Source organism: Candidatus Symbiobacter mobilis CR, assembly GCF_000477435.1.
Classification (GTDB): domain Bacteria; phylum Pseudomonadota; class Gammaproteobacteria; order Burkholderiales; family Burkholderiaceae_C; genus Rhodoferax; species Rhodoferax mobilis.
This window is the reverse complement of sequence record NC_022576.1, coordinates 1,445,340-1,471,308: the sequence shown is the minus strand read 5'-3', so window position 1 is coordinate 1,471,308 and position 25,969 is coordinate 1,445,340. Positions and strand designations below refer to the sequence as shown.

The 25,969-nt window shown below is 59.8% G+C and carries 26 protein-coding genes and 1 pseudogene; 4 read left to right on the top strand and 23 right to left on the bottom strand.

The window, feature by feature from the left end:
* Positions 1 to 9: 9 nt before the first annotated feature.
* Positions 10 to 546: a DUF4276 family protein gene (locus tag CENROD_RS06065; protein WP_238551834.1), complete on the top strand. Its 537-nt coding sequence runs from the start codon at positions 10 to 12 to the stop codon at positions 544 to 546.
* A pseudogene (locus CENROD_RS14560) lies at positions 543 to 2,832 on the top strand (DEAD/DEAH box helicase). Before CENROD_RS06065 ends, CENROD_RS14560 begins: the two are co-directional and overlap by 4 nt.
* Before the next feature lie 47 nt (positions 2,833 to 2,879).
* Here CENROD_RS14560 and CENROD_RS06055 read toward each other — a convergent pair.
* The 3 genes from CENROD_RS06055 to CENROD_RS13060 form a co-directional block, all read right to left on the bottom strand.
* Positions 2,880 to 4,475, bottom strand: coding sequence for an AAA family ATPase (locus tag CENROD_RS06055; protein WP_022772678.1), 1,596 nt, complete (start codon positions 4,473 to 4,475; stop codon positions 2,880 to 2,882).
* Positions 4,476 to 4,773: 298 nt separating this feature from the next.
* Entirely contained in the window at positions 4,774 to 5,109 is a 336-nt protein-coding gene (locus CENROD_RS06050; protein ID WP_022772674.1) for a helix-turn-helix domain-containing protein, read from the bottom strand.
* Positions 5,084 to 5,254, bottom strand: a complete 171-nt coding sequence (locus CENROD_RS13060) for a BrnT family toxin (RefSeq protein WP_238551833.1) — start codon at positions 5,252 to 5,254, stop codon at positions 5,084 to 5,086. The genes CENROD_RS06050 and CENROD_RS13060 overlap by 26 nt, the downstream gene beginning before the upstream one ends.
* 460 nt (positions 5,255 to 5,714) lie before the next feature.
* Here CENROD_RS13060 and CENROD_RS06040 point away from each other — a divergent pair, with 460 nt between their 5' ends.
* Complete coding sequence (locus CENROD_RS06040) at positions 5,715 to 6,659, top strand: Rpn family recombination-promoting nuclease/putative transposase (protein WP_022772667.1); 945 nt, start codon at positions 5,715 to 5,717, stop codon at positions 6,657 to 6,659.
* 134 nt (positions 6,660 to 6,793) lie between these two features.
* Here CENROD_RS06040 and vapC read toward each other — a convergent pair whose 3' ends face one another.
* From vapC to flgB, 20 genes are all read right to left on the bottom strand, one after another.
* Positions 6,794 to 7,210 carry a type II toxin-antitoxin system VapC family toxin gene (gene vapC / locus CENROD_RS06035; RefSeq protein ID WP_022772664.1) on the bottom strand — a complete coding sequence of 139 codons (417 nt, stop codon included), beginning with the start codon at positions 7,208 to 7,210 and terminating at the stop codon, positions 6,794 to 6,796.
* A complete protein-coding gene (locus tag CENROD_RS06030; protein ID WP_041194190.1) occupies positions 7,207 to 7,419 on the bottom strand; it encodes a type II toxin-antitoxin system VapB family antitoxin in 213 nt (70 codons plus the stop codon). The genes vapC and CENROD_RS06030 overlap by 4 nt, the downstream gene beginning before the upstream one ends.
* A gap of 199 nt (positions 7,420 to 7,618) precedes the next feature.
* Positions 7,619 to 7,747, bottom strand: a complete 129-nt coding sequence (locus tag CENROD_RS14490) for a hypothetical protein (RefSeq protein WP_274518154.1) — start codon at positions 7,745 to 7,747, stop codon at positions 7,619 to 7,621.
* A 63-nt stretch (positions 7,748 to 7,810) separates the two neighbouring features.
* On the bottom strand, positions 7,811 to 10,516 hold the full coding sequence (locus CENROD_RS06025; RefSeq protein ID WP_022772654.1) for a DEAD/DEAH box helicase: 2,706 nt from the start codon (positions 10,514 to 10,516) through the stop codon (positions 7,811 to 7,813).
* Positions 10,517 to 10,527: 11 nt separating this feature from the next.
* Entirely contained in the window at positions 10,528 to 10,737 is a 210-nt protein-coding gene (locus CENROD_RS06020) for a hypothetical protein (protein ID WP_022772650.1), read from the bottom strand.
* Positions 10,734 to 11,021: a hypothetical protein gene (locus tag CENROD_RS06015; RefSeq protein WP_022772647.1), complete on the bottom strand. Its 288-nt coding sequence runs from the start codon at positions 11,019 to 11,021 to the stop codon at positions 10,734 to 10,736. Before CENROD_RS06015 ends, CENROD_RS06020 begins: the two co-directional genes overlap by 4 nt.
* A gap of 2 nt (positions 11,022 to 11,023) precedes the next feature.
* Positions 11,024 to 12,604, bottom strand: coding sequence for a site-specific DNA-methyltransferase (locus tag CENROD_RS06010; RefSeq protein WP_022772644.1), 1,581 nt, complete (start codon positions 12,602 to 12,604; stop codon positions 11,024 to 11,026).
* Between the two features lie 262 nt (positions 12,605 to 12,866).
* Positions 12,867 to 13,016 (bottom strand): hypothetical protein, encoded by a 150-nt coding sequence (locus CENROD_RS14060; RefSeq protein ID WP_202961180.1) that lies wholly within the window; start codon positions 13,014 to 13,016, stop codon positions 12,867 to 12,869.
* Positions 13,009 to 13,236 carry an AbrB/MazE/SpoVT family DNA-binding domain-containing protein gene (locus CENROD_RS06000; protein WP_022772641.1) on the bottom strand — a complete coding sequence of 76 codons (228 nt, stop codon included), beginning with the start codon at positions 13,234 to 13,236 and terminating at the stop codon, positions 13,009 to 13,011. Before CENROD_RS06000 ends, CENROD_RS14060 begins: the two co-directional genes overlap by 8 nt.
* Before the next feature lie 145 nt (positions 13,237 to 13,381).
* A complete protein-coding gene (flgL, locus tag CENROD_RS05995) occupies positions 13,382 to 14,629 on the bottom strand; it encodes a flagellar hook-associated protein FlgL (RefSeq protein ID WP_022772637.1) in 1,248 nt (415 codons plus the stop codon).
* 15 nt (positions 14,630 to 14,644) lie between these two features.
* Positions 14,645 to 16,576, bottom strand: coding sequence for a flagellar hook-associated protein FlgK (flgK, locus tag CENROD_RS05990; RefSeq protein ID WP_022772633.1), 1,932 nt, complete (start codon positions 16,574 to 16,576; stop codon positions 14,645 to 14,647).
* Positions 16,573 to 17,520, bottom strand: a complete 948-nt coding sequence (flgJ, locus tag CENROD_RS05985) for a flagellar assembly peptidoglycan hydrolase FlgJ (protein WP_022772630.1) — start codon at positions 17,518 to 17,520, stop codon at positions 16,573 to 16,575. The genes flgK and flgJ overlap by 4 nt, the downstream gene beginning before the upstream one ends.
* A complete protein-coding gene (locus CENROD_RS05980) occupies positions 17,520 to 18,632 on the bottom strand; it encodes a flagellar basal body P-ring protein FlgI (RefSeq protein ID WP_420795901.1) in 1,113 nt (370 codons plus the stop codon). The genes flgJ and CENROD_RS05980 overlap by 1 nt, the downstream gene beginning before the upstream one ends.
* 185 nt (positions 18,633 to 18,817) lie before the next feature.
* Positions 18,818 to 19,537 (bottom strand): flagellar basal body L-ring protein FlgH, encoded by a 720-nt coding sequence (locus CENROD_RS05975; RefSeq protein ID WP_022772625.1) that lies wholly within the window; start codon positions 19,535 to 19,537, stop codon positions 18,818 to 18,820.
* 86 nt (positions 19,538 to 19,623) lie between these two features.
* Positions 19,624 to 20,406, bottom strand: a complete 783-nt coding sequence (gene flgG, locus CENROD_RS05970) for a flagellar basal-body rod protein FlgG (RefSeq protein WP_022772624.1) — start codon at positions 20,404 to 20,406, stop codon at positions 19,624 to 19,626.
* 37 nt (positions 20,407 to 20,443) lie between these two features.
* Positions 20,444 to 21,184 (bottom strand): flagellar basal body rod protein FlgF, encoded by a 741-nt coding sequence (locus CENROD_RS05965; RefSeq protein ID WP_022772620.1) that lies wholly within the window; start codon positions 21,182 to 21,184, stop codon positions 20,444 to 20,446.
* A 136-nt stretch (positions 21,185 to 21,320) separates the two neighbouring features.
* Positions 21,321 to 22,946, bottom strand: a complete 1,626-nt coding sequence (locus CENROD_RS05960; protein ID WP_022772616.1) for a flagellar hook protein FlgE — start codon at positions 22,944 to 22,946, stop codon at positions 21,321 to 21,323.
* Between the two features lie 59 nt (positions 22,947 to 23,005).
* Entirely contained in the window at positions 23,006 to 23,656 is a 651-nt protein-coding gene (locus CENROD_RS05955; RefSeq protein WP_022772613.1) for a flagellar hook assembly protein FlgD, read from the bottom strand.
* Between the two features lie 71 nt (positions 23,657 to 23,727).
* The gene (gene flgC / locus CENROD_RS05950) at positions 23,728 to 24,132 is read right to left on the bottom strand and encodes a flagellar basal body rod protein FlgC (RefSeq protein WP_022772609.1); all 405 of its coding nucleotides are present in this window, start codon (positions 24,130 to 24,132) and stop codon (positions 23,728 to 23,730) included.
* Between the two features lie 137 nt (positions 24,133 to 24,269).
* Positions 24,270 to 24,719, bottom strand: a complete 450-nt coding sequence (gene flgB, locus CENROD_RS05945) for a flagellar basal body rod protein FlgB (protein WP_022772605.1) — start codon at positions 24,717 to 24,719, stop codon at positions 24,270 to 24,272.
* A 421-nt stretch (positions 24,720 to 25,140) separates the two neighbouring features.
* On the opposite strand from flgB, the gene flgA reads away from it, so the two are divergent.
* Positions 25,141 to 25,836, top strand: coding sequence for a flagellar basal body P-ring formation chaperone FlgA (gene flgA / locus CENROD_RS05940; RefSeq protein WP_151194595.1), 696 nt, complete (start codon positions 25,141 to 25,143; stop codon positions 25,834 to 25,836).
* The last annotated feature ends 133 nt before the right edge of the window (positions 25,837 to 25,969 follow it).

The window sequence follows — 25,969 nt, the reverse complement described above, 5'->3', positions numbered from 1 at the left end:
CTCGTCTTTTTGCTCGAAGAGCCTTCGGCGAAAGATTTTCTTGAAGGCATTCTGTCGGGCATCCTGCCTGGTGGCACGACAGTGCATTTTTTGGTATTCGAGGGCAAGCAGGATTTGGAAAAGCAGCTTGTACGCCGCATCAAGGGCTGGCTGCTGCCCAACAGTCAATTCATCGTGATGCGTGATCAAGACAGTGGTGAATGCACTGTCATCAAACAACGTTTGCAAAGCTTATGCACCTTGGCAGGCCGACCTGAGACGGTGGTCCGGATTGCCTGTCGAGAGTTGGAAGCCTTTTTTACCGGTGACTGGCAAGCCGTGGCACAGGCATTTGACAAGCCGAACTTGGCCGCAAATGACCGCAAGGCCAAATTTCGCAATCCTGACGTACTGGGCAGTCCCTCGCAAGAGTTGCGGCGTGCGATTCCCCATTATCAAAAGCGCGATGGTGCGCGCAGGATTACGGCCTATTTGGTACCTGATCGAAACCGTTCCAACAGTTTTCGGGTATTGTTTCAAACGCTTTGCGGGTTATCACGTGCATGAGCACATCCCTCATCATCAATTCGCCTTTTGAGCGCCCCACCCATCACTGGAAGCGCGTTAGTGACCGCCAACTGACCCTGATTGCGGGCAGAAGACCGGCAGGCTATGAAATTTTTGATACGCGCAACAATACTGTGCGCGGCATTGAACTGGAGTTGGTGCAACGCATACGCGAGCGGGTGGATGCCTGGCGCATCGCAAATTATCCCGGTATTACTGCGATAACAGAGCAACTGCTGGCGCACTGGAAAGACCCACAAACCAACCGCACTTATCCTTTTTATTTTTGCCAACTGGAAGCGATAGAAACCCTGATTTGGTCTGTGGAGGCCAAACCTGAATTCAAACAGGGTATTGCCGTGCCGGGTGATGGCGGCCCATGGGAGCGCCTGTGCAACAAGATGGCCACAGGAAGCGGAAAGACTGTCGTGATGGCGATGATCATCACCTGGCAGGTACTCAACGCGCTGACCTACCCCAGGCGAAACAAGGATTTTTCTCGGGCGGTGCTTGTCGTGGCACCGGGGCTGACCGTCAAAGAGCGCTTGCAGGTGTTGTTGCCCGGTCATCCCGACAACTGTTACGACATGTTTTCCCTATGCCCCAACGAGGCGCTGCGTGAAAAGCTCAATCAGGCGGTATTGCTGATCGACAACTGGCACAGCCTGATGCCACGCAAAATGCAAGATCGCTCGGTGGTCAAAAAAGGGGCCGAAAGCGATGCAGCGTATGTGCGCCGTGTACTGGGCAAACTTGCCAGTCACAAAGACCTGATCATCATCAATGATGAAGCCCACCATGCGTACCGCAAACCCGCCGAGAGCAAGGTGAGCAAGAAACAGGCCGAAGAACTTGGCCTTGACTTGGATGAAGCGACGCGCTGGATCGAGGGCCTGGACCGGATTCACAAAATGCAGCGCATCATCCGCTGCTTTGATTTATCGGCCACGCCGTTTGCGCCTACTGGCAAAACCAGCACCGAGGCATCGCTGTTTGAATGGGTGATTTCTGATTTTGGCTTGAATGATGCTATTGAAGCCGGATTGGTGAAAACGCCGCGTGTGGTGATTCGTGACAGTGCTTTGCCCAACGCGCAGACGTACCGAAGCAAGCTGTACCACTTGTACCGCGAACCCGAGGTGGCCGACGATTTGAACCGGCGTGGCGCGGAACCGCATGAGGCTTTGCCGCAAATCGTCCAGGAGGCCTACACCCTGCTGGGCGCAGACTGGCGCGAAACGCAGAGCGCATGGGCAAAAGCTGGGCATCTGTCACCGCCGGTGATGCTGACGGTGTGCAACAAAACCGAAACGGCCGCTCGTGTAGAGCATTACTTTCGCCAGGGCGATGCCTATTGTGCTGCGCGTGGATGTGATCGTTCGTCCTGACCTGACGGTGGACTGGTCCAAGATGCCGCGCCTCAAAATTGACCCCGCCCAGGTGCGTGTGAGTGCCGATCTGGCCCCCGCACTGGATGGTGCTGCGGATTTGTCCCAAGCAGTGTCGATCGACCTGGAAGCCTTTCCTGATGAATTTCGCTTGCAGCGCTTGCTGTTTTTGGCTGCGCGCAAGGCTTTGGAGACACTAGAACATGGCTTTACCGGGGGGCGGGAGTTGTTGATCGTTCAACTGGTTCGACTTGTTGAGCAGTTTCTGGCCTCTGACCGGCTGGAAATTCCCTCGCTATTCCATCAGGAACCCCTGCGCAAACGCATTCTGGTTGCTTTGTCCATCGACACGCTGGTGGGACACGTCATCGCCCAAATCCATCAGCAAAACAGCGAAAAGCTGGAACCGGTGTTTGACGCTGAATTTCCGATTGGCTCCACCCGACTGATGCGCACCTGGTACTCCACCAAGCCCTGCATCGAAACTACCAAGTCTCAAATCAGTCACGCCGTGGCCGACAGTACCTGGGAGCCGTACACCACGACCCTGCTGGAAAAGCGCTTGGATGTGGCTGCATTTGCCAAAAACGACCATTTGGGTTTTCAGATTTATTACCTTTGGCGTGGCAGCAAGCGGCGTTTTGTGCCTGACTTTTTGATTCGTCTGGCCAATGGAAAATTGTTGGTGCTGGAAATCAAAGGCGAGGATTCTGACCAAAACCGCAATAAACGTTTGGCGCTGGATGCCTGGGTACATGCGGTGAATTCGCGCGGTGGGTTTGGTACGTGGTGTTGGGATGTGGTGAACGGCGAACCCTCCAAAGTCATGGATGTCATCGATCACCATGCCCGCTATGCGATGCACAGTACACCGATTGGGGAAGGTGTGGGAACCTAGAAAGAGATAATTCTGTCCATGAGAGAACTGCAGTAATCCAGCAGGCACTACGCCCCCCACACCACAATGGTGCGTAGCCCTTCGGTGGCTTCGGATTGCCATATCCGTTCTTCCCAGGTCTTGCCCGGCCTTCTGTCAAAAAGAACCAAATGCGCCTCCTGGGCGCCGCATTGGTCGGCATACCCTGCCGTTTGGGTGATGCCCTGTTTTTGTAATGTGTCCAGGCTTTGGTGGTCGTGGACGATTTTGATTTCTATCACCACGCGCTGTACCGGCCCCAAATAGCCTTGTTGTACGTCCAGCGGCCATTCCAAAAACAAATCGGTGCGTTTTCTTCCCAGCCCATATTCGCGGCTGATTCGCCCGCCGCCGTTGACGATGCGCTGTAGAAAAGCCTGCAACAACAATTGCGGCCCGGCTTCTTTGTAGTCGTATTTTTCCAGCCAGGCATCCGCATTCTCCCGAAAGAATTGTTGGAAGGCACGAAGCAATTTGGGCACATCAATCCGGCGGTTTTCGTCCAGATACCAAGGTTGTTCGTGGGTGAGGACGACTTGCGTAGACCACGTGAGTTCGCGGGGAATGATTTCCTGGTAAATGCGATTGGATAAGGCCAACATCGGCTTTTGGCGTATCAATCCCAAGTCTTCGACGTATTGCAGGTCGTCGGTCGGGAATTGTTCTGTCACTGCTTCGCCTTGCAACAGCGCCGCGACGATGCCATGCACGCGGGGTTCCCGGAGTTTGTCGGTGAGCTGGTCCAAATGCGTGGCCCGGCTTTGGATCAACCGCTCGCGGGCTGCTTTGTACCGTTCCAGCGTGATCGGTACCTGGGGGTTGCGTGCTTCGCGGTCTTGCCACGTCACCTCATACCCCAGGGCGTTGACCAGCCACGGCTGGCCTGCTGTGTCTTGCCAGAGTTCCGGGTAGATCGCAGGGTCGATGTGCTGGCCGGTGGCGTCCTGATGCTGTTGCCACAGTTCCCGCGTTTCCTGTTCGCTCAGATTCCCCAGCCGCAATGACACGGCTTTGATGTTGAATGCTGACCCGCCGGTGATGATTTCATGGTGCGCAGTGTGGATGCGGTAGTCGCGAACGTCCCGAACGCCGCACAAGATCATCGCCTGCGGAAATGCTTCTGGGCGCTGCGCATAGCCTGCACGGATTTGGCGCAGCAACGAAATCAGCGTATCGCCGACCAGCGCATCGACTTCATCGAGCAGCAACACCACAGGCCGGTCGCTGGTTTGTGCCCAGTGGGAAAGCAGCGCCGTCAGCAGCTCGTTGGGGTCCATGTCCTTGTTCTGACGCAGCCATGCGGAAAGCGCGGTGTCTTGGATGTAATACGCCGCCTGACGAACCAGCGCCTGGGTGATTGCGGACAACCCGCTTGCCACATTGCCCCGTGCGGTTTGCGCTGCCGCAATATTGGCGTACAGCGCACGGTATGTTCCCTGCGCATTCAAATAGTGCATCAACGCGAGCAGCGATGTGGTCTTGCCGGTTTGACGTGGGGCGTGGAGGACGAAATACCGCTTGTCGGCAATCAAGGTCTCGATTTCCGGCAAGTCGATGCGCGCCAGCGGGTCGATCAGGTAATGGTCTGCGGCAATGCTGGGGCCAGCGGTGTTGAACTTTTTCATCGTAAAACAAACTTCGGTTTGGAATCCTGGCCTAAAGGCCTGTCGCTAATTTCTTGCTCTAGCGGCCAGGGGGCATTCTTGGCCGAGGTGATCATCGCCAACACGACAACGCGGCGGAACCCCGCTAGTCCCCGACGGCGCCACCATCACCCAGTGGGTGATGGACGACACCCTGCCCGGCGGCTCCCGCTAGGTCGAACGCATCTACACCGCCCCCTTCACCCGCGCAAACCGCGAAGCCGACTACCGCGCCGCCTGGTCCTTCTTCGTCACCTGACCCACCCGTCATGTCGACGGTTCATTGCAGCGCTGCCAGCGCTGCCTCGGGGGCTTTGTCCAGCACTTTCAATAGGGCTTTTGCCGCGCCGGTTGGGCAGCGCTTCCCTTGTTCCCAGTTGCGGATGGTGTCGAGCGACACATCGATACGCTGGGCAAACTCAGCCTGGCTCCATCCCAGTCGTTTGCGAATACGGCGTGCGAACGTCGCTGCATCAAGCAAGGCATCGGCATCGTCAGCCGCTTTGTACCTGGCAATGTCCGCAGTGGTCGTGGCATCGACCACGTTGGTGTCGATGCGCCCTGTGGGTTGGGCTGGCGGGTTCTGGATGTCAATCCTCATGCGTACGGTTTTCATATTGCTTTCTGTCCCGTGGATTGGCTTTTCGTGCGGAAATAATGCGGATCACACCGTGGCGCGGCGTATAAACCAACACGTAGAGACACCTATCAATATTGCCGCGCAATGGGTAGCGATCTTCTCCAATCGCTTTTTGCTTCATCCCACTCGAATTGCATCGGCGAAGTGTAGTTCAATGAACGACTACTGGCCGCCGAACTCACCGCACGCTGGGGGCCTGGCAGACGCTGAGAGCACAAGAAAGAACCTGCATGCTTCCATCGCTACTCGCCCGCAGCATCCAGTTCGGCCTCACGCAATTTCTGGTTTCGGCATTCGAACCGGCGGATGCCTTCAGCCACGGATTGATGAGCCGCTTCGTACACGACGAAGAAGAGGCCTGGTGCAAGGGGCCTTTCGTTCAAGTGGGCCTGCCTTTTAGAACCTATTCCAGTAGGGGCTGCGCCATCGCATTGCACGCGGCGGCGGTGCTCGGAATCCTCATGTACTGTACGTACATTCCGGTTCCTGCGCTCCGGTGCCGCGCACATTGCTTCGGTTCGCCTGCCTACTGAAATAGGTTCCAAGTCGTCAATCGTCATTATTTTTTACGGAGAAACAGCATGCGATTTCTTGATGTCAAAACCGACTACGCATTCAAAAAAGTCTTTGGATCTTTGCAGTCCAAACCTGTTCTGATCGATTTTCTCAACGCGATGCTCGATTACGCCGGTGATCGGGCTATCACGGATTTGGACATTGTCGATCCGTACCAAATCCCCATGCTCAAGGGGATGAAAGACACCTATGTCGATGTCAAGGCCGTTTTGGCGAATGGCAGCGCTGTCATCATTGAAATGCAGGTCTTGAACGTCAAGGGCTTCGAAGCGCGCGTCCTATACAACGCGGCCAAGCACTATGCGGACCAACTGCAAGCAGGAGAATGCTACACGAGCCTTTGTCCTATCATTGCGCTCACCCTGGCAGACTTTGTGATGTTCCATGATAACGAAGATACAGTCATCAGCCACTTCAAATTGATTGAGAAAAAGCGGTTTATCGAATACACCGGGGATATCGAGCTGATCTTTGTGGAATTGCCAAAGTTCACCAAGACAATTGAAGAACTGGAAAACATTCGGGATAAATGGATTTACTTCATCAAAAATGCCGGCAAGCTGGACTACATCCCGGAAACCATGGCATCACCGATGCTCCAACAGGCATTCACGATCATCAATAAAGCGGGGATGAGTCAAGAAGAACTGGAAATGCAGCACAAACGGATGGACTTCATTTTTTTGCAACGGGGCGCCTTGGAAAAAGCGAGCAATGATGGGTTGAAAGAAGGTATACAACAAGGTATACAACAAGGTATACAACAAGGGCTGCAAGAAGGGCGACAACAAGGGCTGCAAAAGGGGCTGCAAGAAGGGCGGCAGGCCGAACGAGCGGCCATTGCCTGGAAGGCGCTTCAGAGTGGATTGACGCCGCAACAAGTCGCTGGCTTGGTCGGGCTGACCGAGGCGGAGGTCATGTTGATGATGCAAAACGGCAAGACGGAATAAAAGCGCCCCCCAGCCCCTACCGCATGTACTCAAACAGCGAAAGCTGCTGCACCTTGGCGTAGCTTTGCAGTGCGACTTGTGGCCGGTTTGTTTGTTGTCCGCTTCATCACGTGCGTGAAGGTCATCACCTTTGGCTATGTGGCCCCATCCCCCGATGGAGAGCGCCAGACGTGCAAACCGAGGTGTTCGGCCAACGGGTCGAAATCGCGATCCGCATGCAGCAAGGCAAAACCATTACGCAGACAAAACGTGCCGATCAAGACATCGATGGTTTTGCGTATCGTGATGCCACGCACACGCAGCGCGGAATAATTCTTCGCAGCCTCCAGCGCAACTGCCTGACCGACCATGTCGCGGTAATGAAACCCCAGCAGCAGCATTCGTGCCCGCTCGCGTTCCTCGTTGTGGCGAAAGCCCTGTAAAACTTCGCACAGGATCAGATCGCCAACGACGAGTGTGGAACGATCGGCCTCGTCGCGCAAAAAGCAGGTTTGTGGCGTTGTCATGCCACGGAAGTAATCGATCCAGACGGAAGAGTCGACGAGGATCATTGATCCCTCCTCATTGCGTCGAGATCGCCCTCCCAGTGCAACTGGCCAAAGACTGCCGCAAGCGCGTCTACCGGTGCCGCTGCTTCCCCTTTTCGACGCTGGGCAATGAATTCCCGCAATGCTGTTTCGACAAGCTGGCGTTCGTCCTGAACACCGCTGACACGGATGGCTTGCTCGATCAATTCGTCTTCAATAACAAGGGCATGCATGGTATGTCTCCACTGCATCACACGGGATGCGCAGCGCTGTGGGTGGGAGGATAGGCGTGATAGAAGTCGCGATGGCCCGCTACCCTGTGGTGACGGGGAGTACCCATTCTGCGACGTGTCGCAACTTCGCCAGCAACCTGCCCAAGCGCCCCCAAGCCCAGCCAAACGCCCAGCCAAGCTCACCAGCGCCCCCCAGCCCCTACCGCATGTACTCAAACAGCGAAAGCTGCTGCACCTTGGCGTAGCTTTGCAGTGCGGCTTGGTAGCCGGTTTGCTTGTTGTTGAAGTCCGAGATGCCGGTGACGGTGCATGCGATACGCACGGACATATTCGCCCGAACGGCGAATCTCATCAGTGTCTACAAGCATAGGCTTTCGCGCATTGCAAAGGCTTATCGCAACTGCTCCTCGATCCGCTCCCACTGTTTGTCCTTGACCATCACGAACCGGCATCGTCCTTCGGAAAGGCTCGCCCACAGGCCGCCGATCAGGCGGTCGTCCTCTGCGTTGGCCCATCCATACCCGCCTTTGTATTCGACGACGAGGATCGGGCCAGGCTGGTCCCCTTTGCCGGGCAGTTGGCAAACAAAGTCCGGGTAGAAACGGCCGTTGGCCTTTTGCAGGAAGAAAGCGCAACCTTCGCGGCGAACCAGGTTGCGAACCCAGAACTGGATTCGCCCCTGCTGCGCAAGAATGTCCAACCTGCATGCGCACTCGAATTCTTCGTTGCTATCGAAGTTGCCGATGCGCCCGTAATAGTGCTTGCGAAAGTCGAAGCGCCCGAATTGACCGTCGTAGTCGCGGGTCGGCGCATAAGCCTGTGCGTGGAACGCATAAGCGTACTGATCGGTCACCGCCACGCGCACAGCCGCGTCATCGCCAAACAGCGTTTGTTGGAACGCCTTGCTGACGGCCCGTTGGCGCAGCGCACGGATGCGTGCTTCCAGCAGGCTGCGGATCAGAAACTTTTGCAGATTGGCGCGTGCCAGCGTAAAGCCTTCCGTCCGCAGCAACGCAGTCACCCACGCGGCGACGAAGGCTTGCTTGCTGGCGTGCGTAAGAGAAGGCTCCGGCAGGTTCCGGCACAGCCATGTGGCCAGACGCACCTCGTCCCAGTGCTCGGGCCGATAGACCAACCCCAGATCGCGCTGCACCCCAGGCAGAAAGGATGGGATCAGTGTTCCATTCTGGTCATGGATATCGATCTCGCCAAATTCCGCCACCTTCATGCCAGCACCCAGCGCACGCAGATCGTCGCCGGTCGGTACGGCATCAAAAGTCGGCAAGTCCCACGGGTAGTCGAGCACTTCCGGGTCGTCGAACAACTGGAGCTTGCCCTGCACCCGCAAGGCAAGTTGTGGAACGCGCAGTCTCTCGCCCCGTTCTGCAGGGGTCTGGAAGAAATCGATGGCCGTGGTGCGGCTGGTTTCGGCGGCTTGGGCAAGCGCCGCCGCTGCCGAAGCGCCCGTGACCGTCGCCTGTAGCAATGCAGTCTCGTCCTCGGTCAGCGGCACGGTGATGGTTAGCGTTTGGAGCAGGCTGTCCCAGCGCACCTTGTCGCGAACCGGCTTGGGTATGTCGTGGAGGTCGGGCTGTTCGGTCAGCGCGATGGTCACAGGTGGAACAGCCACGCGCCCGGCATGTCCCGCCCAATCTAGCCATGCCTGTTCTGTCTTCGCTGCGGCGACGAAATCGGCCACTTCGCGCCGCTCGAATCCAGCGCCCGCGACCAGTCGTTCCCGCAACGTGGCTGCGGTTTCACTGAAGTTGCGCGACACCACGAAGGCATACGACTTGTTCAGCTCCAGGGCCTGCCGATGGACTGCGCCGGGTTGGCGCAACACGCGCCCCAGCAATTGCTCGACAGCCGTGGCAGAGGTCAGCGAGGCCATGCTGACCAAGATGTACGCAAAAGGGCAATCCCACCCCTCGGCCAGCGCCCGTTGGGTCAGGACGAACTTGACCGGGCAGGCGGGGTCGGCGATTCCCAGCGTGTAGTCTGCATCGATTTGCTCCAAGCCCTTTTCCTCGCCGGTGGCGACGACGATCTCGTTGGCGGGAATGCCGTGGTTGGCGCTCAGCTCGTTGCGAACCCGTTCCACGTCCAGCGTATCGATTCCGGCGCGGCGCGGTTCTGCCTGGATCAGCACGAGCGGACGCAGGTAGGGGCTGCCTACGCGGCGCTCTTGGTCGGCCAGCGCATGCAGGGCTTCTCGCTTGGCGATGGCATCCGCCAGACATTGCTGCCAGTTCGGCTCGGTTTCCAGTACCACCGGGAGCTTGATCATTTCCTCCGCCTTCAGCTCTGCGGCGCAGACGCTGTGGAGCACATTGCTCGGCGTGCGTTCCAGGTCGGGCGTGGCAGTCAGCTCCATCACTCCACTGGGGCGGAATCGCGCCAGCGTGTCGAAAGCGAGCGGCGTGCGGCTGTTGTGCGCTTCGTCCACCACGATGAACGGTCGGCGCAGGCGCAGCACATTGGCCAGCGAGCAGGGGGCGGTGCGTTCGGCGCCTTCCCCTTCGTGCAGCAGCGCGTCGCGCTGGGTGGGCGACAGGTTGTCGAAGTGGTGCATCAACGCGCCACTGTTTTGGTACACCTTGCGCGATTCTTCGTCTTCCACCTGGAACGCTTGGCGGGTGGCGACGATGACGGTCGTCGACGTGTCCAGCGTGGCGCGGGGGACGCTCTTGGCTTCTTCCAAATCCAGGACCGTGACTGGCCCAGCCTCGCGCAGCGCGGCATGGTAAGGATGCAGCCGGTCACGCAAGGCGCGCAGCGTCTGTTCCCGGATGGGCTTGCTTGGTACCAGCCACAGGATCACGCTGTGCTCGGTTCGCAGCAGATGCGTATTGACCAGCGCGATGCTCCTGGCAGCCAGCCAAGTCTTGCCGCCGCCGGTGGGAACCCGCAGGCAGAAGTACGGCATGTCGGCAGGAAAACCCGAGAGCGGGTGGTAGGGGTTGCCGCGCCCCCACAGGCGCTCAGTCGTGGCGGTGAAGGCCACCGCAGGCGAAGGCAGCGCATGGCAGGCATGGAAATAGGCCTCGATGCTGTCAAGCACCTGCTGTTGGTAGGTTTTGGGGGCAAATCCGGTCACGGTTGCTGTCTCTACGGTGCTTCGGACTCATCCACCACAGCAGGTGGTTGTGGGGAAATCGTGGGTTGAACATACGTAAGGACACCATGTCGTAGCACAACGATGGCCGTACCGGTTTGCATGGCGACTTCGCGTGCGCGTTGGGCGGCGCGGATCAAGGCGGCTTGTGACAGACGCAAGTCCGCAGTAAGGGCCAACTCAATGGGTTGTGGATTGTTCATCGTTCGCTCCAGTCCAGCAATTGCGGGAGTTCGCCTGAGTTGTCATACAAGGCCCAGGCATTGACCAATCGAGAGTAGTGGTGGGTGAAGTGGTGCAGCCCGGCATCGAACCGTCGTCGAATCACCATTTCGGGGATGTTGTGCCCACCTTGCTTGACGCGCAGGGCTACGCGGGCAACGGCCTCGTCGGCATTGGCAAGGCGCAGAAAAATCAGCTCCACCCAGTACCCGGCGGCTTGCCATTGTGGGATGTGATGCAGATAGGTTTTGCGCGGCGGTTCCATCGTCAAACATCCAGCGCGTAGGGGGTTTGCTTGAAGGTGATGCCCTCCCGCGCAGTGCGGCTGCCCATGCGGTTGGCTGCGGCGTAGATCACTTTCGGGCCTGGGAAAGGGGACAACAGGTCGAACACCGCGCCGGTGAGGACGTTGCCGCCATCGACCGATCGATCTGCAAGGATGCCGTTGTAGAGCAGATAAATCGCACGGCCCTGGTGTACCCCCAACAGCGGCGAGTGGGCTGGGCCGGTGTAGCCGGTGCCGGTTTCGGCAAACCAGACGAACTCGGCCAACTGGGCAAAGCGCACGTCGCTGCGAATCTGGCCTTCGGCATCGAACAGCGGTTTTGCGGAAAGGCGGCAGAACTGGAAGCCACCGCCCAGGCCCGGCACTTGCTGGCCTTTGGCGTTGGTATAGCCCCGCGCCACGCGGCGCACACGCTCTGCAGTGACATTGCGTGCAATGCCCTCGTCCATTTCGACGAGGAGGAAACGGCGATGGCCCCCGTCTTCGGCGTTTTGCTTCAGCACGGCGTGGGCGGTGGTGCCGGAACCGGCAAAGCTATCAAGGATCAGCGAGTTTTTGTCGGTGGCGATTTGAAGGATGCGTTGGAGTAGGCGGGTGGGTTTGGGTGTGTCGAATGCTTTACTTCCAGAAAAAATTTCCATCAGATCTTTAGTGCCTTCTGTAGCCGTACCAACATCCGTCCAGATAGTTGATGGATTGACGCCTTTTTCTTGCGCCTCAAATTTGAACCGCTTGAACTGGGGTTTGGAAGTTCCCTTCTTCCCAAACAAAATCCGGCTATCTGCGAGCGCTAATTCAAATTTTTCCTGAGTGAAACGCCAATGTCTGCCAGGCGGGGGATAGTAAATCTTCCCTGTCTTCGGATTACTAATTGGGTACTGCAAGTTTTCCCGAATATTCGGCGCGTCCATCGGGTCAGCGACCCATTCGCCCCGTGGGTCATTGTCAGGATTGGAAAATTTAGTAGCATCAATCGCTAGAGCCAATAGCCTGAATACTCTGCGATCTCTGGCAAAACACAATGTGTAGTTATGAGAGAGCGAAACATCAACATCGTTTTGACTGGACTTTCGGTGTTCCCACACAAAATTGGCCACAAAGTTTCTCGCCCCAAACACCTCGTCCATCAATAACCGCAATGTCGCCACTTCGTTGTCGTCGATCGACACAAAGATGGCCCCGTCCTCGCGCAGAAACTGCCGCAGCAGCACCAGGCGCGGGTACATCATGCAAAGCCAGCGGTCGTGCCGGTCGAGCGTTTCGCCTTCCTTGCCGACTACCTCTCCCAGCCACTTGCGAATTTCCGGGCTGTTGACGTTGTCGTTGTAGACCCATCCCTCGTTGCCGGTGTTGTACGGCGGGTCGATGTAGATGCATTGCACCTGGCCTGCGTAGCGCGGAAGCAGGCTTTTGAGTGCGTGCAGGTTGTCGCCCTGCACGATCAGGTTCCCATCGGCGCTGCCCCCGCAGGAAAGCTCCGGTGCTGGTTCCAACATGCGGAACGGCACCTCTTTGTGGTGTTTGACGACGGCTTCCTTGCCGATCCAATTCAACGTGGGCATGGCGTTTTTCGATCTCTGATTCCTGCGCAATGAGCACAGCAGTGGAAAGCCGCTGCACCTTGGCGTAGCTTGGCAGCGCGGCTTGGTAGCCGGTTTGTTTGTTGTAGAAGTCCGAGATGCCCTGGATCATGTCGAGGTCTTCTGCGCGGGATATGGATGAAGGTCATCATTGGGTGCCCTCCCAAGTAGACAGATCAGGGCTGTATCGACGCAATGCGCATCCACTTCGGCCAAGTGACCGAGCACGCCACGGACGAGTTGTTCATCCCAGCGTGAACAGCTTGCATCGAACCACCGAGGGTGCCGGTAGCCCAGCTACGGCCAAGTTTTTGATGTGGATGTCCAGCGGCCAGGGGGCATTCTTGGCCGAGGTGATCATCGCTAACACGACTTGGCCACGCTCATCAGTCACGATAGGCCTCCTCGTCTGCCGCCGAATTCCATTCGGTCAGCGTGCCTTCGATGGCTTGTAGGTAATCCGAATCGATGCGCGGAACGCGGCGCACGCACGCCACGCCGTCTTCCAGCATTTCCCAGGCTAGCAAGTCGCCCGACCCCACACGCAGGGCCTGGCGTACATCGGCCGGAATGGTGGTTTGGCCTTGGGCGGTGATTTTGGCGATGGCAGTCATTGCATTCCCTTCTGAATGGGAGAGTTGCGAAGCGGTTTTGGGAAGCCTGTCGCGTCCAGTGGAAGAGAAAGGTACTCTGCCATGACTGTACTGACTCCCGTCCCCTGCGCCACGCCACCAAGGCGCGTCCTTTACCCCCCAGCCCCTACCGCATGTACTCAAACAGCGAAAGCTGCTGCACCTTGGCGTAGCTTTGCAGTGCGGCTTGGTAGCCGGTTTGCTTGTTGTTGAAGTCCGAGATGCCTTGGATCATGTCCAAGTCTTCTGCGCGGGATTTGTCGGCTTCGAGCTGTTCGGTGCGCTTGCCTTGGTTGGTGGTGATGCGGTCGGCGCGGCTGAGCAGTTCGCCAGCCTGCCCCCGCACGGCGGAGACGCGGCCCATGCCGATGTCGATGTTCTGCAGGGTTTGGGCCACGGCCAGATTGGCATTGTTGTTGTTGGGCGCGAGGGCAAGATCCTGAATCGCACGGTCGAGCACGCTGAAGATGCTGACCACGGGTTCCACCGTCATCGTGTCCGTCGCGCTCGGGGTGCCGGTCAGCGTCATGGTCAGGCCGCCGAAAGTGATGGGGATATTGTTGCTGGTGGTGGGGAAGTCCGGGCCAGTCGCGATATTCGTGCTTTCGGTGCCATCGGGCAGGGTTTCGGTGAGCGTGTACGTCGCACGCTGGCTGTCCGCAACGGAACCGGGGCCAAGGGAGATGTCGCTAATCGTGTAAGAAGCCTGCGTGAGTTTCGATGCATCCGCCAGCGATACGGTGCTGGCGATCAGCGGGGTGAGCCGGTCGCCCATTTCGACGTTGTAGGCGATGTCGATATCGTGGTCGAACATGAAGGCGCCGTCGCCGTCGAGCGTGTACGGTATCGACACGTCCGTGCTCGCCGTTTGTCCGGGCAGACCGTTGAATTGGTAGTCCTGCGCGGTGGGCAGGGGGCCGACGAAGGGCGCCAAGGCACTGCCCAGCGAGCTGAACAGGGGCATGCCGTTGGTGTCCTTGGTATTGGCCATCGAGAAGATGTGGTCTCGCAAGCCCTGGAGTTCATTGATGATGAATTGGCGTTCCGTGTCGCGGTTGATGCCATTGCCGGCATTGACGACCAGTTCGCGGAAGCGTTGCAGGGAATCGGTGATGTCGCCGAGTGTGCTTTCCGCCGTAGCAATGGCATTGCGCTGTGTTTCGAGCATACGCATGTCCGTGGCGGTGCGGCTAATGCGCATGCGGGCGCGTTCGGCGTTGGCGGCGCTGGTGGGGTCGTCGCTGGTGCGGATGATTTTTTTGCCCGACGTCAGGTTGGCCTGAAGATTGTTCAGATCGGATTGGCGTTGGCCAATGTTGCGCAATGCGTTGCCGTAGGCGTGTGCGGTACCGGTGCGATGGATGAACATGGACATGGTGACTCCCCTTCATCAACGTGCGACGGCCTGGATCAGCGCGTCGAAGATCCCTTGGGCGACTTGGATGACCTTGGCGGAAGCCTGATAAGCCTGCTGGAACTGAATCAGCTTCGACGCCTCTTCGTCGAGGTTGACCCCGGATACGCCGGTGCGGTCGGTTTCGAGGTTTTCCGAGATCTGGCCGGAGACGTCCGCCGCGTAATTGGCGCTTTGGGCGCGGATGCCAACCTGCGCAATGATCCCGGCGTAGCCGTCGGTCAGCGCGGAGCCGTCGAACATGGCCACGTCGCGCAAGTCCATCAGCGCTTGGGCGTTGCCCGCATCGAGATTGCGAAAGGCAGCAGGCTGCGCAAGGATCGTGTAGGTGTCCCCCGCCTGGGGTTCGCCCTGAAGCACGACGGACCATTGGCTCAAGGGGAAGACCGTCGGCACGGCGCCTTCGATGCTTTGGCCCGAAGTGAAGGCAAAAGTGCCTGCCACATCGCTGCGGGTATAGGTGCCATCCCCCTGAAACGTCAGCGTGACGGGGATGTTTGTCGGCGGGTTGGTGCGCGCCACCAGACGGGACAGTTGCAGGCTCCCTTGGTTGGCTTGGCCCATCTCCCCGGCAACGGGGCTGGCAACGGCCAACGCGCGCGGGGTGGAAAACTCCGCATGGATGTTGCTTGCCGAGGTGCTGAAAGGCTTGAGCAAAAACCGGTCGCTGACTTGCGCTGTGCCGCTGTCGAGGGTCACTTTCAGTCCGTCGATGATCAGCGGCCCGCTGGCAAGGTCGAAAGCCGTCGTCACCCCGTCCATGCTGCGCTTGATCGTTCCCGAGTGGTCGCCGGTGAAGACGATTTCGTAGTCCGACCCCGAAAACTTCGTCACGTCGTACACAGCCATTCCCAGCACTGCGTCGCCCTTGTTGGGCACGGCAGGGGGTTGGGGGGTGAGGATGTTGCGGGGGCCGTAGACCGTCGGCGTGAACAAATCCCCGCCCTTGTTGCCGTCAAGGTCAAGCCCAAGCCGGTGCTGGTCATTCATGCTCGTGCTCACTGCCAGCGTCAGCCTGCCCATCAGGTTGCGCCCTTCGTTGAGGTCGTTGTTCTGAAAGCGAATCAGGCCGGAGATTTGCCCGCCGCCGAGCAGGTTCTCGTCGAGCATCTGTTCCTGATCGCCTCGATGGATCGATAGCTTGGACTTCGTGGGGTCGGCAAAGTCATCCGAGCCTGCCGAGAGGGTGGATACCGTGCTGCCGTAGACGAGCGTTTGCCCGCCGCCGATGAACACGGACATCGTCCCGTCGTCGTTCTCGATCGTCGTGGCCTGGACGTATTCGCCCAGTTCGCGCAAGAGCTGGTCGCGCTGGTCGAGCAGGTCGTTGGCCGTTTGGCCGTTGCCCCGTGCGTCCGAGATTTGGCGGTTTACCGTTGCGATCGACTGGGCGATGCTGTTCGCCGTATCGACCTTTTGGGAGATTTCCTGGGAAACGCGCAATTGCAGGTCGTCGAGGCTTTGCGAGACGCTGCGCATACGCGAAGCAGCTTCGTTGACACGGGTCAGCGCCACCGTTCTGGCAGTCAGATCGGTAGGCGCGCCGGCCACATCGGCAAAGGCATTGAGCATGTCGCTGACGGCTGCGCCCAGGGCACTTTCCCCGCTGGGGAAGATGTCTTCCAACATGCGCATCTTTTCTGCGCGGGTGGCATCCCCGGCGCTGATGGAACCGGCCATCGCAGACTGGCGCGTGAGGAATTCGTTGTAGGTGCGGGCGATGTCGACGATGTCCACGCCCTTGCCGACGTACCCACCCCCGGTGACTTGTCCTGGCGTTGTGTGCAGCACTCCGGACTGGCGTGAGTAGCCCGGGGTGTTCACGTTGGCAATGTTGTGCCCCGTGGTTTGCAGCAGGGTTTGGTTGGCCAGCAACGCCTTGGTGGCCACGTTGAGGACGCCGCTCATACGCTTTGGGCCGCCACTTGGGTGCCACGTTGCAAGCGTTGCGTGGCCTCAATGGTTCGGCGTAGTTTGGTTGCGTACTGGGGATCGGTGGCGTACCCGGCGCGTTGCAGGCTCGTGGCGAAGGAGTGGGCGGAGCCATCCTGCAGGTTCACTTTGGCGTAGCGCGGGGATTTGGTGATCAGACGGGCGTAGTCGCGGAACGATTCCTCGTAAGAACCGTAGGCGCGGAACTTGGCCACCTTTCTGGTCGCGACGCCGTTGACGTATTCGGTCGTCGTGACTTCGGCAACCTTGCCTTTCCACCCCGGGCCGGCCTTGATGCCGAAGAGGTTGTGCGACAGCGATCCATCGCGGGCCTTGATTTGACGCTGCCCCCAGCCGGTTTCCAGCGCGGCTTGGCCGACCATGTAGCTCGCGGGGATGCCCGTGTCCTTTTCGATGCGCGCCGCTGTTTCGGTATGGAGCTGGACGAAATCCGTCTGGCGCGTTGTGGGTTGGGTGGGGGGCTGCGTTTGGTTGGCGCGGTACGCGGCAATCGAGCTGTTTCTGCGCAGCAGGGGCGTGTCCGTCTGGCTGGGGGGCGTTTTCTCGAACGATTCGGGTTGCAGCCCGGCTTGTTTGGAAAGCTGCGCGGCGATCAGGTCGGACAAGCCGCCAGGCTGCCCGGACATTTGTACCGAAAACTGTTGGTCGAGCATGTCGGTGGCCATGTTGCCGGTCGGGCTATCGAACATGTCGGATTTCATCGAAGCCGTGGCCTCGCGCATGCTTTTGATCAGCTCGCGCATGAACAGCGATTCGAACTGCCTGGCCGTTTCCCGGATCGATTCGGGGGTGGCTTGCCCGGTATTGCGCTTGAGGGCGTCGAGCGAATGGATGTCCGCAGCCAGCCCGGCGGATGCCGACGAGTACGGCGAGTACGAGGAAAGGGAATCGAGGCTCATCAGATCACCTCCAGCTCGGCTTGGAGCGCGCCAGCAGCCTTGATGGCTTGCAGAATCGCGAGTAGGTCTTGGGGGGTGGCGCCCAGGGAATTGATGGCGCGAACGACGTCGGAAAGCTGGGCCGAGGGGGGCAGCTCAATGAGCATCCCCGGCTCGCTGCGAATCTGAATATTGGTTTTTTCTGTCACCGTGGTTTGCCCGCCAGACATGGGGTTGGGCTGGCTGACAGTAGGGGTGCTGCTGATGCTGATCGACAGATTGCCGTGCGCAATGGCGACGGGCCCCAGCGTAACGGCCTGGTTGAGCGCGATCGACCCCGTGCGGGAATTGATCACGACCTTGGCAGATGGCTTGGTGGCGTCAATCGGCAGTTCTTCGAGTTCGGCGAGGAAGCTGACCCGTTCGTTCGGGGTGGTGGGCGCGGTCACGCGGACGGTGCGTCCGTCCAGCGCCTGGGCTACGCCGTCGCCAAAGCGGGTGTTGATGGCTTGGGCAACGCGGCGCGCGGTTTGGAAATCGCTCGATTGCAGGCCGAGGGTGACGGCCTCGCCCTGCTGCAAGGGCGTTTCGACGATGCGCTCGACCTGTGCCCCACCGGGGATGCGACCCGCGCTGAGGTGGTTGACCTGCACCTTGCTACCACCCGCAGCGGCGCCAGCACCGGCGATGACGAGGTTGCCCTGGGCGAGGGCATACACCTCGCCATCCGCGCCCTTGAGCGGGGTGGCGATGAGCGTTCCCCCCTTGAGGGACTTGGCGTTGCCGACCGAGGAGACGCTGACGTCGATGGCTTGCCCAGGCCGTGCGAAGGCCGGAAGCTGCGCCGTGACGAGGACGGCTGCGACGTTTTTGAGTTGCATGGCACTCCCGGCAGGCAGGGAAATGCCGAGCTGCTGGAGGTAGTTGGCCATGCCCTGCGAGGTATAGGGCATCTGGGTGGTTTGGTCCCCCGTGCCGTCGAGGCCGACGACCAGGCCAAAACCTGTCAGCGCGTTGCTGCGAACGCCTTCGACGGCGGCGACTTCCTTGATGCGCAGGGCGTGCGCAGGGGCTGCGCACAGAACGGCTGCGCACAGTATGGCCAGACAGCGCGCCAGCAGGCTATGCGGCAGGATGCGGAACTTTGCCCTCACCCCTGCCCCTCTCCCGGTAGGAGAGGGGAGTACAGGGCCGCTCCCGCTGGGAGAGAGAAATGGGCGCTCTCCCACAGCGGGAGAGGAGTGTTGGCAAGCAGTGCGATGGTGGTTCTTGGAATCGTGCATGGTGGTTTCCCCCCTCGGCACGATTCTGCAAACCTTTAGAACGGCAGAAAACTAAAAAAGAACCGTGTTAACCACCCAGTTGTTTGCGCTTCGGCCTGCGCACCCCGTCCCTTGGACTCGATGCGCGCATTCGCTACCTGCGTTGAATTGACCACATTGCCGGGCTGGATCACCCGGGGGTCGATGGTTCCAGAGAACCGCAGCACATCGACGTTTTGGTTGACGCCGATCTGTTTGTCCCCCGCGACGAGGAGATGGCCGTTGGGGAGGACGTCAACGACCGTCGCAGTGATGGTGCCGTAGAAAGTGTTGGCGTTTTCTGTCCCCCCCTTGCCGGAAAAGTCTTGGCTGGACTCCGTGCCCATATTGAGATTGGCGATGTCGGGCGGGGAAATGAGCGGGAAGGCAGAGACGCTGGCCGAATTGGAGGAACTGCGGTTTGCCGTGGACGAGGACTTCTGGCTGGCAGTCACCTTTTCAACGATGTTGATCGTGATCTGGTCGCCCACCAAGCGCGCACGCGGGTCTTCAAAAGCAGGGCGGTACGTGGTCTTTTGGTACAGACTGCCCGTGGCGTTGGGGGCAGAGGCAGGGGCTGCAATGGGCTTGGGCGGCGGTGGATCGGGGAAATCCACCGACACGGACTGCGGCAAGCTGCCGCACGCCGCGAGCGTGCCCAGGCAGGCAGCCACCGCGCCGTGTTGCAGCAGGCGCCGCAGAGCGTCCCGCTGTCGGTTGCGGACAAGGGTATTCATGGTCTGGTGTGATGAGGGCAGAGGTGTGGTGCCGAGGAAGGAGCCAAGATGGACGCCATCAGGAAGGATCAGGTCAAGGACTGGATTTAGATCTGGGTCAGTTTCTGCAGCATCTGGTCGGAAGTCTGGATGCCTTTGGAATTCAGCTCGTAGGCGCGTTGCGTCTGGATCATCGTGACCAGTTCCTGGACGACGTTGACGTTCGATGATTCGACATAGCACTGCAACAGCGAACCCATTCCATCCGCGCCGGGGGTACCGGCGTTGGGCTGGCCCGACGCAGCGCTTTCGGCAAACAGGTTCTGCCCCAGCGGCGTCAGGCCCGCAGGGTTGACGAAGCGTGCCAGCGCAATCGTCCCGATGTTTTGCGGGGCGGGGTCGCCAGGGATCGTTGCAGTCACGGTGCCGTTGCCGTCGATCGTGACGTTCGTCGCATTGGGCGGAACGGTCACTCCATTGGCCACGGGCAGCCCCGTGGAGGTGACGAGCGTGCCGGCGGAGTTGACCTGAAAGGCGCCGTCCCGGGTGTAGCCAGTCGATCCATCGGGCATCGTGATTTGGAAGAACCCGTCCCCCTGAATCGCAACGTCGAGGCGGTTGTTCGTCTGGTGCAGCGCGCCTTGGGTGAAGGATCGGCTCGTCGCCACCGTGCGCACCCCCAGCCCGATTTGCAATCCGGTGGGGAGCTGCGCTTGTTCGGTGCTGTTCGTGCCCACCTGTCGGTGATTTTGGTACATCAGATCCTCGAACACCGCCGTGGAACGCTTGAACCCATTGGTCGAGACGTTGGCCAGGTTGTTGGTGATGACGTCGAGCTGCATCTGCTGGGCTTCCATGCCCGTTTTGGAGATCCACAGCGAATTGATCATGGTCGTTTCCTAGGTGGTGGTGGGTGGGGTATAGGCCTTAGCCTTGCATGTTGAGCAATTGCGCCGCAGCGCGGTCGCTGGCTTCGGCAGTTTGCATCAGGCGGGTTTGGGCGTCGAATTGCCGCGCGGACTGGATCATCGAGACCATCGTCTCGATCACGTTGACGTTCGATCCTTCGATGGTTCCCGGCTGGATTCGCACGGTGGCATCGTTGGCAAGGGGGTCGCCGGAGGTGGTGCGGAAGAGGCCATCGTCTCCGCGCTTGAGGGGGTCTTCGGGAGTAGGGGTCGCGATCTTGAGTCGGCCCACCACTGCGGCTGGCTGGCCTGGTACCTGCGCTGTCACCGTACCGTCCACGCCGAGGGTGACTTCCGCGCCCTGTGGGGCGGTGATGGGCGCGCCGCCGTCGCCCAGTACCGTCAGCCCTGTGTTGGTCAGCACGGTGCCATCAAGCGATACCTCGAAAGCCCCATTGCGGGTATAGGCTTCGGTGCCGTCCAGCCCCTGGACGGCGAACCAGGAATTGCCCATGATCATCGCGTCCATCGCACGCCCTGTGCGGTGGGGGGTGCCGGGCAAATCCAGAAAGCCCGGCGTGGCATCAAGCGCCATCACCCGCGTGGTGCTGCCCGTTCCCCGCACGGGAACGGAGCGGTATGTGGAAAGCTCTGCGCGAAAGCCGTTGGTCGAGACATTGGCCAGGTTGTTGGATAGCAAGGCTTGCCGGTGCGCTGCGGCGTTGGCGCCGGTCATGGCGGTGTAGATGATGCGATCCATGGCGTGGACTCCTTGGCGTGTTCAGATGAGTGGGACAGTCGCGAAGAGGCTTCTCGACGCTCCCCTCGCCCAATGGGAGAGGGGCTGGGGGGTGAGGGAAATTGCCATGACTGTCCTGATTCAGTGTCTCAGGGCATTAACGCAGATTGACGAGCGTGGACATGACTTGGTCTTGCGTCTTGATCGTTTGCGCGTTGGCTTGGTAGGCGCGTTGCGCGGTCATCATGTTGACCAGTTCGGAAGTCAGGTCCACGTTCGAGTCTTCGAGCGCCCCCGGGCGTAGTCCGCCGAATTTGCCCACGCTGGGCATGCCCTGTACGGGCGGGCCGGACAGCATCGTGGACACCCAGGCATTGCCGCCAGCGGGCATCAGCCCCTGGACGTTGCGGAAGTCCGCCAAGGCAATCTTGCCGACGGACTGCGTCTGCCCGTTGGAGTAGCGTGCGTTGATGACGCCGTCTTCCCCGACGCTCAGCCCGGTCAGATCTCCGGCGGTGTAGCCGTCTTGCGTGAGGTCGGACACGGCGAAGGACGTGCCGTACTGCGTGGCCTTGCTGAGGTCAAGCTCGACGGTGAATTCGCCGTTTTCGCCCACAGCGGGGTTGAGGGAGGTGAGCGTCAGCTCGACGTTTTCTTTGGGGGTGACGAGCTTGCCATTGGCGTCAAAGGTGAGTTGCAGCGTGGCCCCGGTCGGAACCAGCTCGGCCGCAGCGGGAATTTTTTCTTCCGCAGGGTTGAGGCCGGTGACGTCGTAGGTCGGCAGCCGCGTCAGCCCGCCCGATGCGTAGGTGGGGTGGCGGGTCAGCCCGCCCGTCGCATAGGTGGGGAGCCGCGTCAGCCCGCCCGATGCGTAGGTGGGGCGGGGCGTTTCTGTGGGGTTCTCTGTATTCCACGTGGTGTTTTCTGCGTCGAGTGCATCCGTGGCGGCGTTGAGTTCCGTATTGGTCGCGTCGAGTGTGTCGTTGGGGGCATTGAGCGTTGTGTTGGTGACATCCAGCGCATCGTTGGTGGCATTGAGCGCGGTGTTCTTGGTGTGGAGTTCCGCGTTGGCGGCATTGGTTTGCGTGATGGCAGCGTTGGTGGCCAATGCCTGCGCACCGGTTGCCAGCGTGGTGCTGTCGTACACATCCCAGGTGTTGGCGCTGGTTTTGACGAAGTTGAGCGTCACGGGGATTTCCACCCCCTGCGAGTCGTAGGCCACCAGGGAGGTGCCATAGGTGGTGATGGGGGGGTAGGGAACGATGTCCGTGGCTACTTTGGCGCGGGCATCGAGGTTGAATTCGGCGGCGATTTTGGTTGTCTGCTTGGCGCCGATGGGGGAGTTGGTCGGGAGCTGGAGTTTTTGCAGCGTCGCGCTGGTGGGTTTGCCGGTGGCATCCGTAGGCAGGCCCATGACGTTGGCATCGCTGTTGGTGATGAGGAAGCCTTCTTTGTCGAGCTTGAACGAGCCGTCTCGGGTATACGCCGGGGATCCATCAGTCTGCGTAACCTGGAAGAACCCGCCGCCGTTGATCGCGACGTCGAGGTTGTTGCCGGTGCTGGTGATGCTGCCCTGCCCGAATTGCTGCGAGATGGTCGCGACGCTCACCCCGATACCGGGGTTGATCGATTTGCAGGCCCCCAGCGAAGCGGCGACAAGCTCGTGAAACTCTGCGCGGGAGGCTTTCATCCCGGTGGTGTTGACGTTGGCGATGTTGTGGCCGATGACGTCGAGGCTGCGGCTGGAGGCAGTCAGCCCGGAAAGTCCAGTTTGGAACGACATGATTTCTCCTTGCGGATCGGGGTTTCTGAAAGAAGGAAAAAGGAAGACAGCAGAAAGGATCAGAGGATGGCTGCGATGGCGTCGTAGGCCACGGTGGGACGGCCTTGGAGCTGTAGCTGGAGCGTGCCTGCATCGCTGCCTACGCCGGTAACTTTGGCGCGGGTCAGCGCGGTGTTGGCAATGGGTTGTCCACCAAGCGTCGCGTTGATGCGGAAGGAGGGGGCGCTGGTGCCCTGGTAGTTTGATGCGTCCCAGGAGAAGTCGTGCCGCCCTGGTTCGAGCGCGCCCATGTGTACGGTGTCGATCACCATGCCGCCGGGGGTGAGGATGTCTACGCTGACGTTTTCTGCGCGGGCGGAGAGATCGACGGAACCTTTGGCAGCGCCATCGACGATCGACAGGGTATTGCCTTCGAGCAGTACCTCGTGACCCACCATCGAAGAACCCTGCAATACCTGCATGGCGCTGAATTGCTGGGCCATGCTTTGCAGGGTTTCGTTGACTTGCTGGACGCTGGTGACGGTGTTGATCTGCGCCATCTGGCTGGTCATCTGCGCGTTGTCCATGGGGTTCATGGGGTCCTGGTTATTGAGTTGCGCGACAAGCAGTTTCAAAAAGCGGTCTTGCGCTGCGTCCATGTCCGCTACCTTGGTTTTGGACGAGGTATCGGTGGTGGTGGCGCTGGTGGCGGAGGAAAGGGAGGTCAACATGGTGCGGTCCTATCCGAAAAAATGTTCCAAAAATAGCGCGATGGTTGCGAAATTCGCGATGGTCGCGACGATCACTGGCCCAACTGCAATGTTTTAAGTAGCAGCGACTTGGCGGTGTTCATGACTTCGACGTTGTTTTGGTACGAGCGGGACGCCGAAATCATGTTGACCATTTCTTCCACGGGGTTGACGTTGGAAAACTGCACGTAGCCGTTGGCGTCCGCAGAAGGATGGTGGGGGTTGTAGACGCGCTTGAAGGGCGCATCGCTTTCTTTGATGTGCAGTACCTTGACCCCGGCGGTCGCTTCCGAACCCATCGGCACGGTTTGAAAGACGACTTGGCGGCTTTTGTAGCCTTGGCCGTCCGGCCCGGCGACGGCATCGACGTTGGCCAGGTTGCTGGCGACGGCGTTGAGCCGCTGCGACTGCGCGCTGACCGCGCTGCCCGAGACACTGAAGATGGAAAACATGGACATGGTCGTCCTCCCGGTCAATTGGTGTGCAAGTCGCGAAGCTCCCCTCGCCCAGCGGGAGAGGGGTTGGGGGTGAGGGCAATGGGCATGACTTTCATGATGGTGAATGGGTACACAAAGTCATGGTTGTTGGCAATGCCTTACTGCCCCTGGATCGCGCTGAGCATGGTTTTGGACGAGCCGTTGATGAAGCGCAGCGTGGCTTCGTAATGCACGGCGTTATCCAGAAAGCTGGCGCGTTCGCGGTCGAGGTCTACCGTGTTGCCGTCCGCGCTAGGTTGGCTGTGCAGGGCATACGTCAGCGCGGAGGGGCCTTTGATCTCGCTGTCTTCCACGCCTGGGATCGTCAGGTGGCTGGCATGGGTACGCAAGCCGGGTTCCCGTAGGGCGACATGAACCTGGGGGCCAGGAAGCTGGCTGTCGGAAAAAGGCAGGGACTGCGCCAGCGCTTCCTGAAAACGGAACTCTTTGGCAACGTAGCCAGGGGTATCCACATTGGCGATGTTGCTAGCCAAGATGCGCTGGCGTTGGGAACGCAGCACCAGGGCGTCGGTGTGTAGGGTGAGTCCACTCGTCAGATGGGCAAACATGGCGCATCTCCTTCTTGTGCAAGTCGCGAAGCGGCTTTGCGAAGCTCCCCTCGCCCAGCGGGAGAGGGGATGGGGGTGAGGAAAACTGGCATGACTTTCATGATGCAGGGCGTTATGGCAGTGAGGTCGTTGTCGCAGTTCGCTTCTTCTAATCAGTAGGCTGCATGGGAACCGCTGCCGGGGCAGGGGCCTCGGGGCGGTGATGGTGCAGCGGCTTCGGACGGATTGTGGAGAGACGGCCACATTTCTATAGCTCGAACAACGGCAGGTTCGCTGCGCACTTTCGGGCTTTGCGCCGCGAGGGGCTGGGTACATTGCTGGGCATGACCCGCACTACCCAGGGAGCATGGCGATGAAGCAAAGCAGGCAGCTTCTTTTTATATGTTTGTCTTTTCTACGTTCGCGTTGGCTTGCCCTGCGTATGTCATGGCGCACGCTATGCGTATGCAGCGCTTTCATGGTGTGGGCGGCAGTGGCAGAGACCCATGCGCCCTCGGCAGAGCAAAGCCTGACGCAGCAATGGCTGGCTGCGCAGACACAGCAGATGGCAGTGGAGAACCTGCGCCTGGACGTGGAAGTGGGCGCGCTGGACCCGCGTCTGCGCTTGGCGCCCTGCAATCGCGTCGAACCGTATGTGCCACCGGGCAATCGCCTATGGGGCCGCACCCGCGTGGGGCTGCGTTGCGTGGAAGGCGCCACGCGCTGGAATGTCTTTCTCCCCGTCACTGTGCGTGCCTGGGGGTCGGCATGGGTCATTAAGGGCAGGGTAGCCTCTGGCACCGTGCTGGGGCCGGACGATGCCATGTTGGCCGAGGTGGACTGGGCTGCCAACGACAGCCCGGTTCTGGCCACGCAAGATCAATGGCTGGGGCTTACCACGACCCGCCCGCTGGAGACTGGGCAGGCGCTGCGCCGGAATATGGTCAAGGCTTCACAGGTGTTTGCAGCCGGGGCCGAAGTGCGCGTTCGCGCCATGGGGCGGGGCTTTGTGGTGACGACCAGTGCGCAAGCCTTGTCTGCCGGGGTGGTGGGGCAGTCGGCGCGGGTGCGCACGACCAACGGCAATATCCTCACGGGCATCGTCCAACCTGATCGCAGCGTGGGGGTCACGCTATGATCTTCGGCACGAAATCGCCTCCGAGCGCGCTGCCTGCATCGCCCGTGATCCGTTCGGGAGGGCACAAATCGCTAAAGTCTGCCCGGAACCTGCCGATGATGCCCACAAGGGGTTTCATCCACCGAGGTTTTGG

Excerpts from the sequence above, each read along its gene's own strand:
- CENROD_RS06055 (WP_022772678.1), bottom strand. The coding sequence starts at position 4,475 with ATGAAAAAGTTCAACACCGCTGGCCCCAGCATTGCCGCAGACCATTAC.
- flgL (WP_022772637.1), bottom strand. The coding sequence starts at position 14,629 with ATGTCCATGTTCATCCATCGCACCGGTACCGCACACGCCTACGGCAAC.
- CENROD_RS13060 (WP_238551833.1), bottom strand. The coding sequence starts at position 5,254 with ATGAAGCAAAAAGCGATTGGAGAAGATCGCTACCCATTGCGCGGCAAT.
- flgA (WP_151194595.1), top strand. The coding sequence starts at position 25,141 with ATGTCATGGCGCACGCTATGCGTATGCAGCGCTTTCATGGTGTGGGCG.
- flgB (WP_022772605.1), bottom strand. The coding sequence starts at position 24,719 with ATGTTTGCCCATCTGACGAGTGGACTCACCCTACACACCGACGCCCTG.
- CENROD_RS06010 (WP_022772644.1), bottom strand. The coding sequence starts at position 12,604 with ATGCCCACGTTGAATTGGATCGGCAAGGAAGCCGTCGTCAAACACCAC.
- flgC (WP_022772609.1), bottom strand. The coding sequence starts at position 24,132 with ATGTCCATGTTTTCCATCTTCAGTGTCTCGGGCAGCGCGGTCAGCGCG.
- vapC (WP_022772664.1), bottom strand. The coding sequence starts at position 7,210 with ATGATCCTCGTCGACTCTTCCGTCTGGATCGATTACTTCCGTGGCATG.
- flgG (WP_022772624.1), bottom strand. The coding sequence starts at position 20,406 with ATGATCAATTCGCTGTGGATCTCCAAAACGGGCATGGAAGCCCAGCAG.
- flgK (WP_022772633.1), bottom strand. The coding sequence starts at position 16,576 with ATGAGCGGCGTCCTCAACGTGGCCACCAAGGCGTTGCTGGCCAACCAA.
- CENROD_RS05955 (WP_022772613.1), bottom strand. The coding sequence starts at position 23,656 with ATGTTGACCTCCCTTTCCTCCGCCACCAGCGCCACCACCACCGATACC.
- CENROD_RS06000 (WP_022772641.1), bottom strand. The coding sequence starts at position 13,236 with ATGACTGCCATCGCCAAAATCACCGCCCAAGGCCAAACCACCATTCCG.
- CENROD_RS06040 (WP_022772667.1), top strand. The coding sequence starts at position 5,715 with ATGCGATTTCTTGATGTCAAAACCGACTACGCATTCAAAAAAGTCTTT.
- CENROD_RS05965 (WP_022772620.1), bottom strand. The coding sequence starts at position 21,184 with ATGGATCGCATCATCTACACCGCCATGACCGGCGCCAACGCCGCAGCG.
- CENROD_RS06050 (WP_022772674.1), bottom strand. The coding sequence starts at position 5,109 with ATGAAAACCGTACGCATGAGGATTGACATCCAGAACCCGCCAGCCCAA.
- CENROD_RS06030 (WP_041194190.1), bottom strand. The coding sequence starts at position 7,419 with ATGCATGCCCTTGTTATTGAAGACGAATTGATCGAGCAAGCCATCCGT.
- CENROD_RS06020 (WP_022772650.1), bottom strand. The coding sequence starts at position 10,737 with ATGAACAATCCACAACCCATTGAGTTGGCCCTTACTGCGGACTTGCGT.
- CENROD_RS06015 (WP_022772647.1), bottom strand. The coding sequence starts at position 11,021 with ATGGAACCGCCGCGCAAAACCTATCTGCATCACATCCCACAATGGCAA.
- CENROD_RS14490 (WP_274518154.1), bottom strand. The coding sequence starts at position 7,747 with ATGTCCGTGCGTATCGCATGCACCGTCACCGGCATCTCGGACTTCAAC.
- CENROD_RS05960 (WP_022772616.1), bottom strand. The coding sequence starts at position 22,946 with ATGTCGTTCCAAACTGGACTTTCCGGGCTGACTGCCTCCAGCCGCAGC.
- flgJ (WP_022772630.1), bottom strand. The coding sequence starts at position 17,520 with ATGAGCCTCGATTCCCTTTCCTCGTACTCGCCGTACTCGTCGGCATCC.
- CENROD_RS05975 (WP_022772625.1), bottom strand. The coding sequence starts at position 19,537 with ATGAATACCCTTGTCCGCAACCGACAGCGGGACGCTCTGCGGCGCCTG.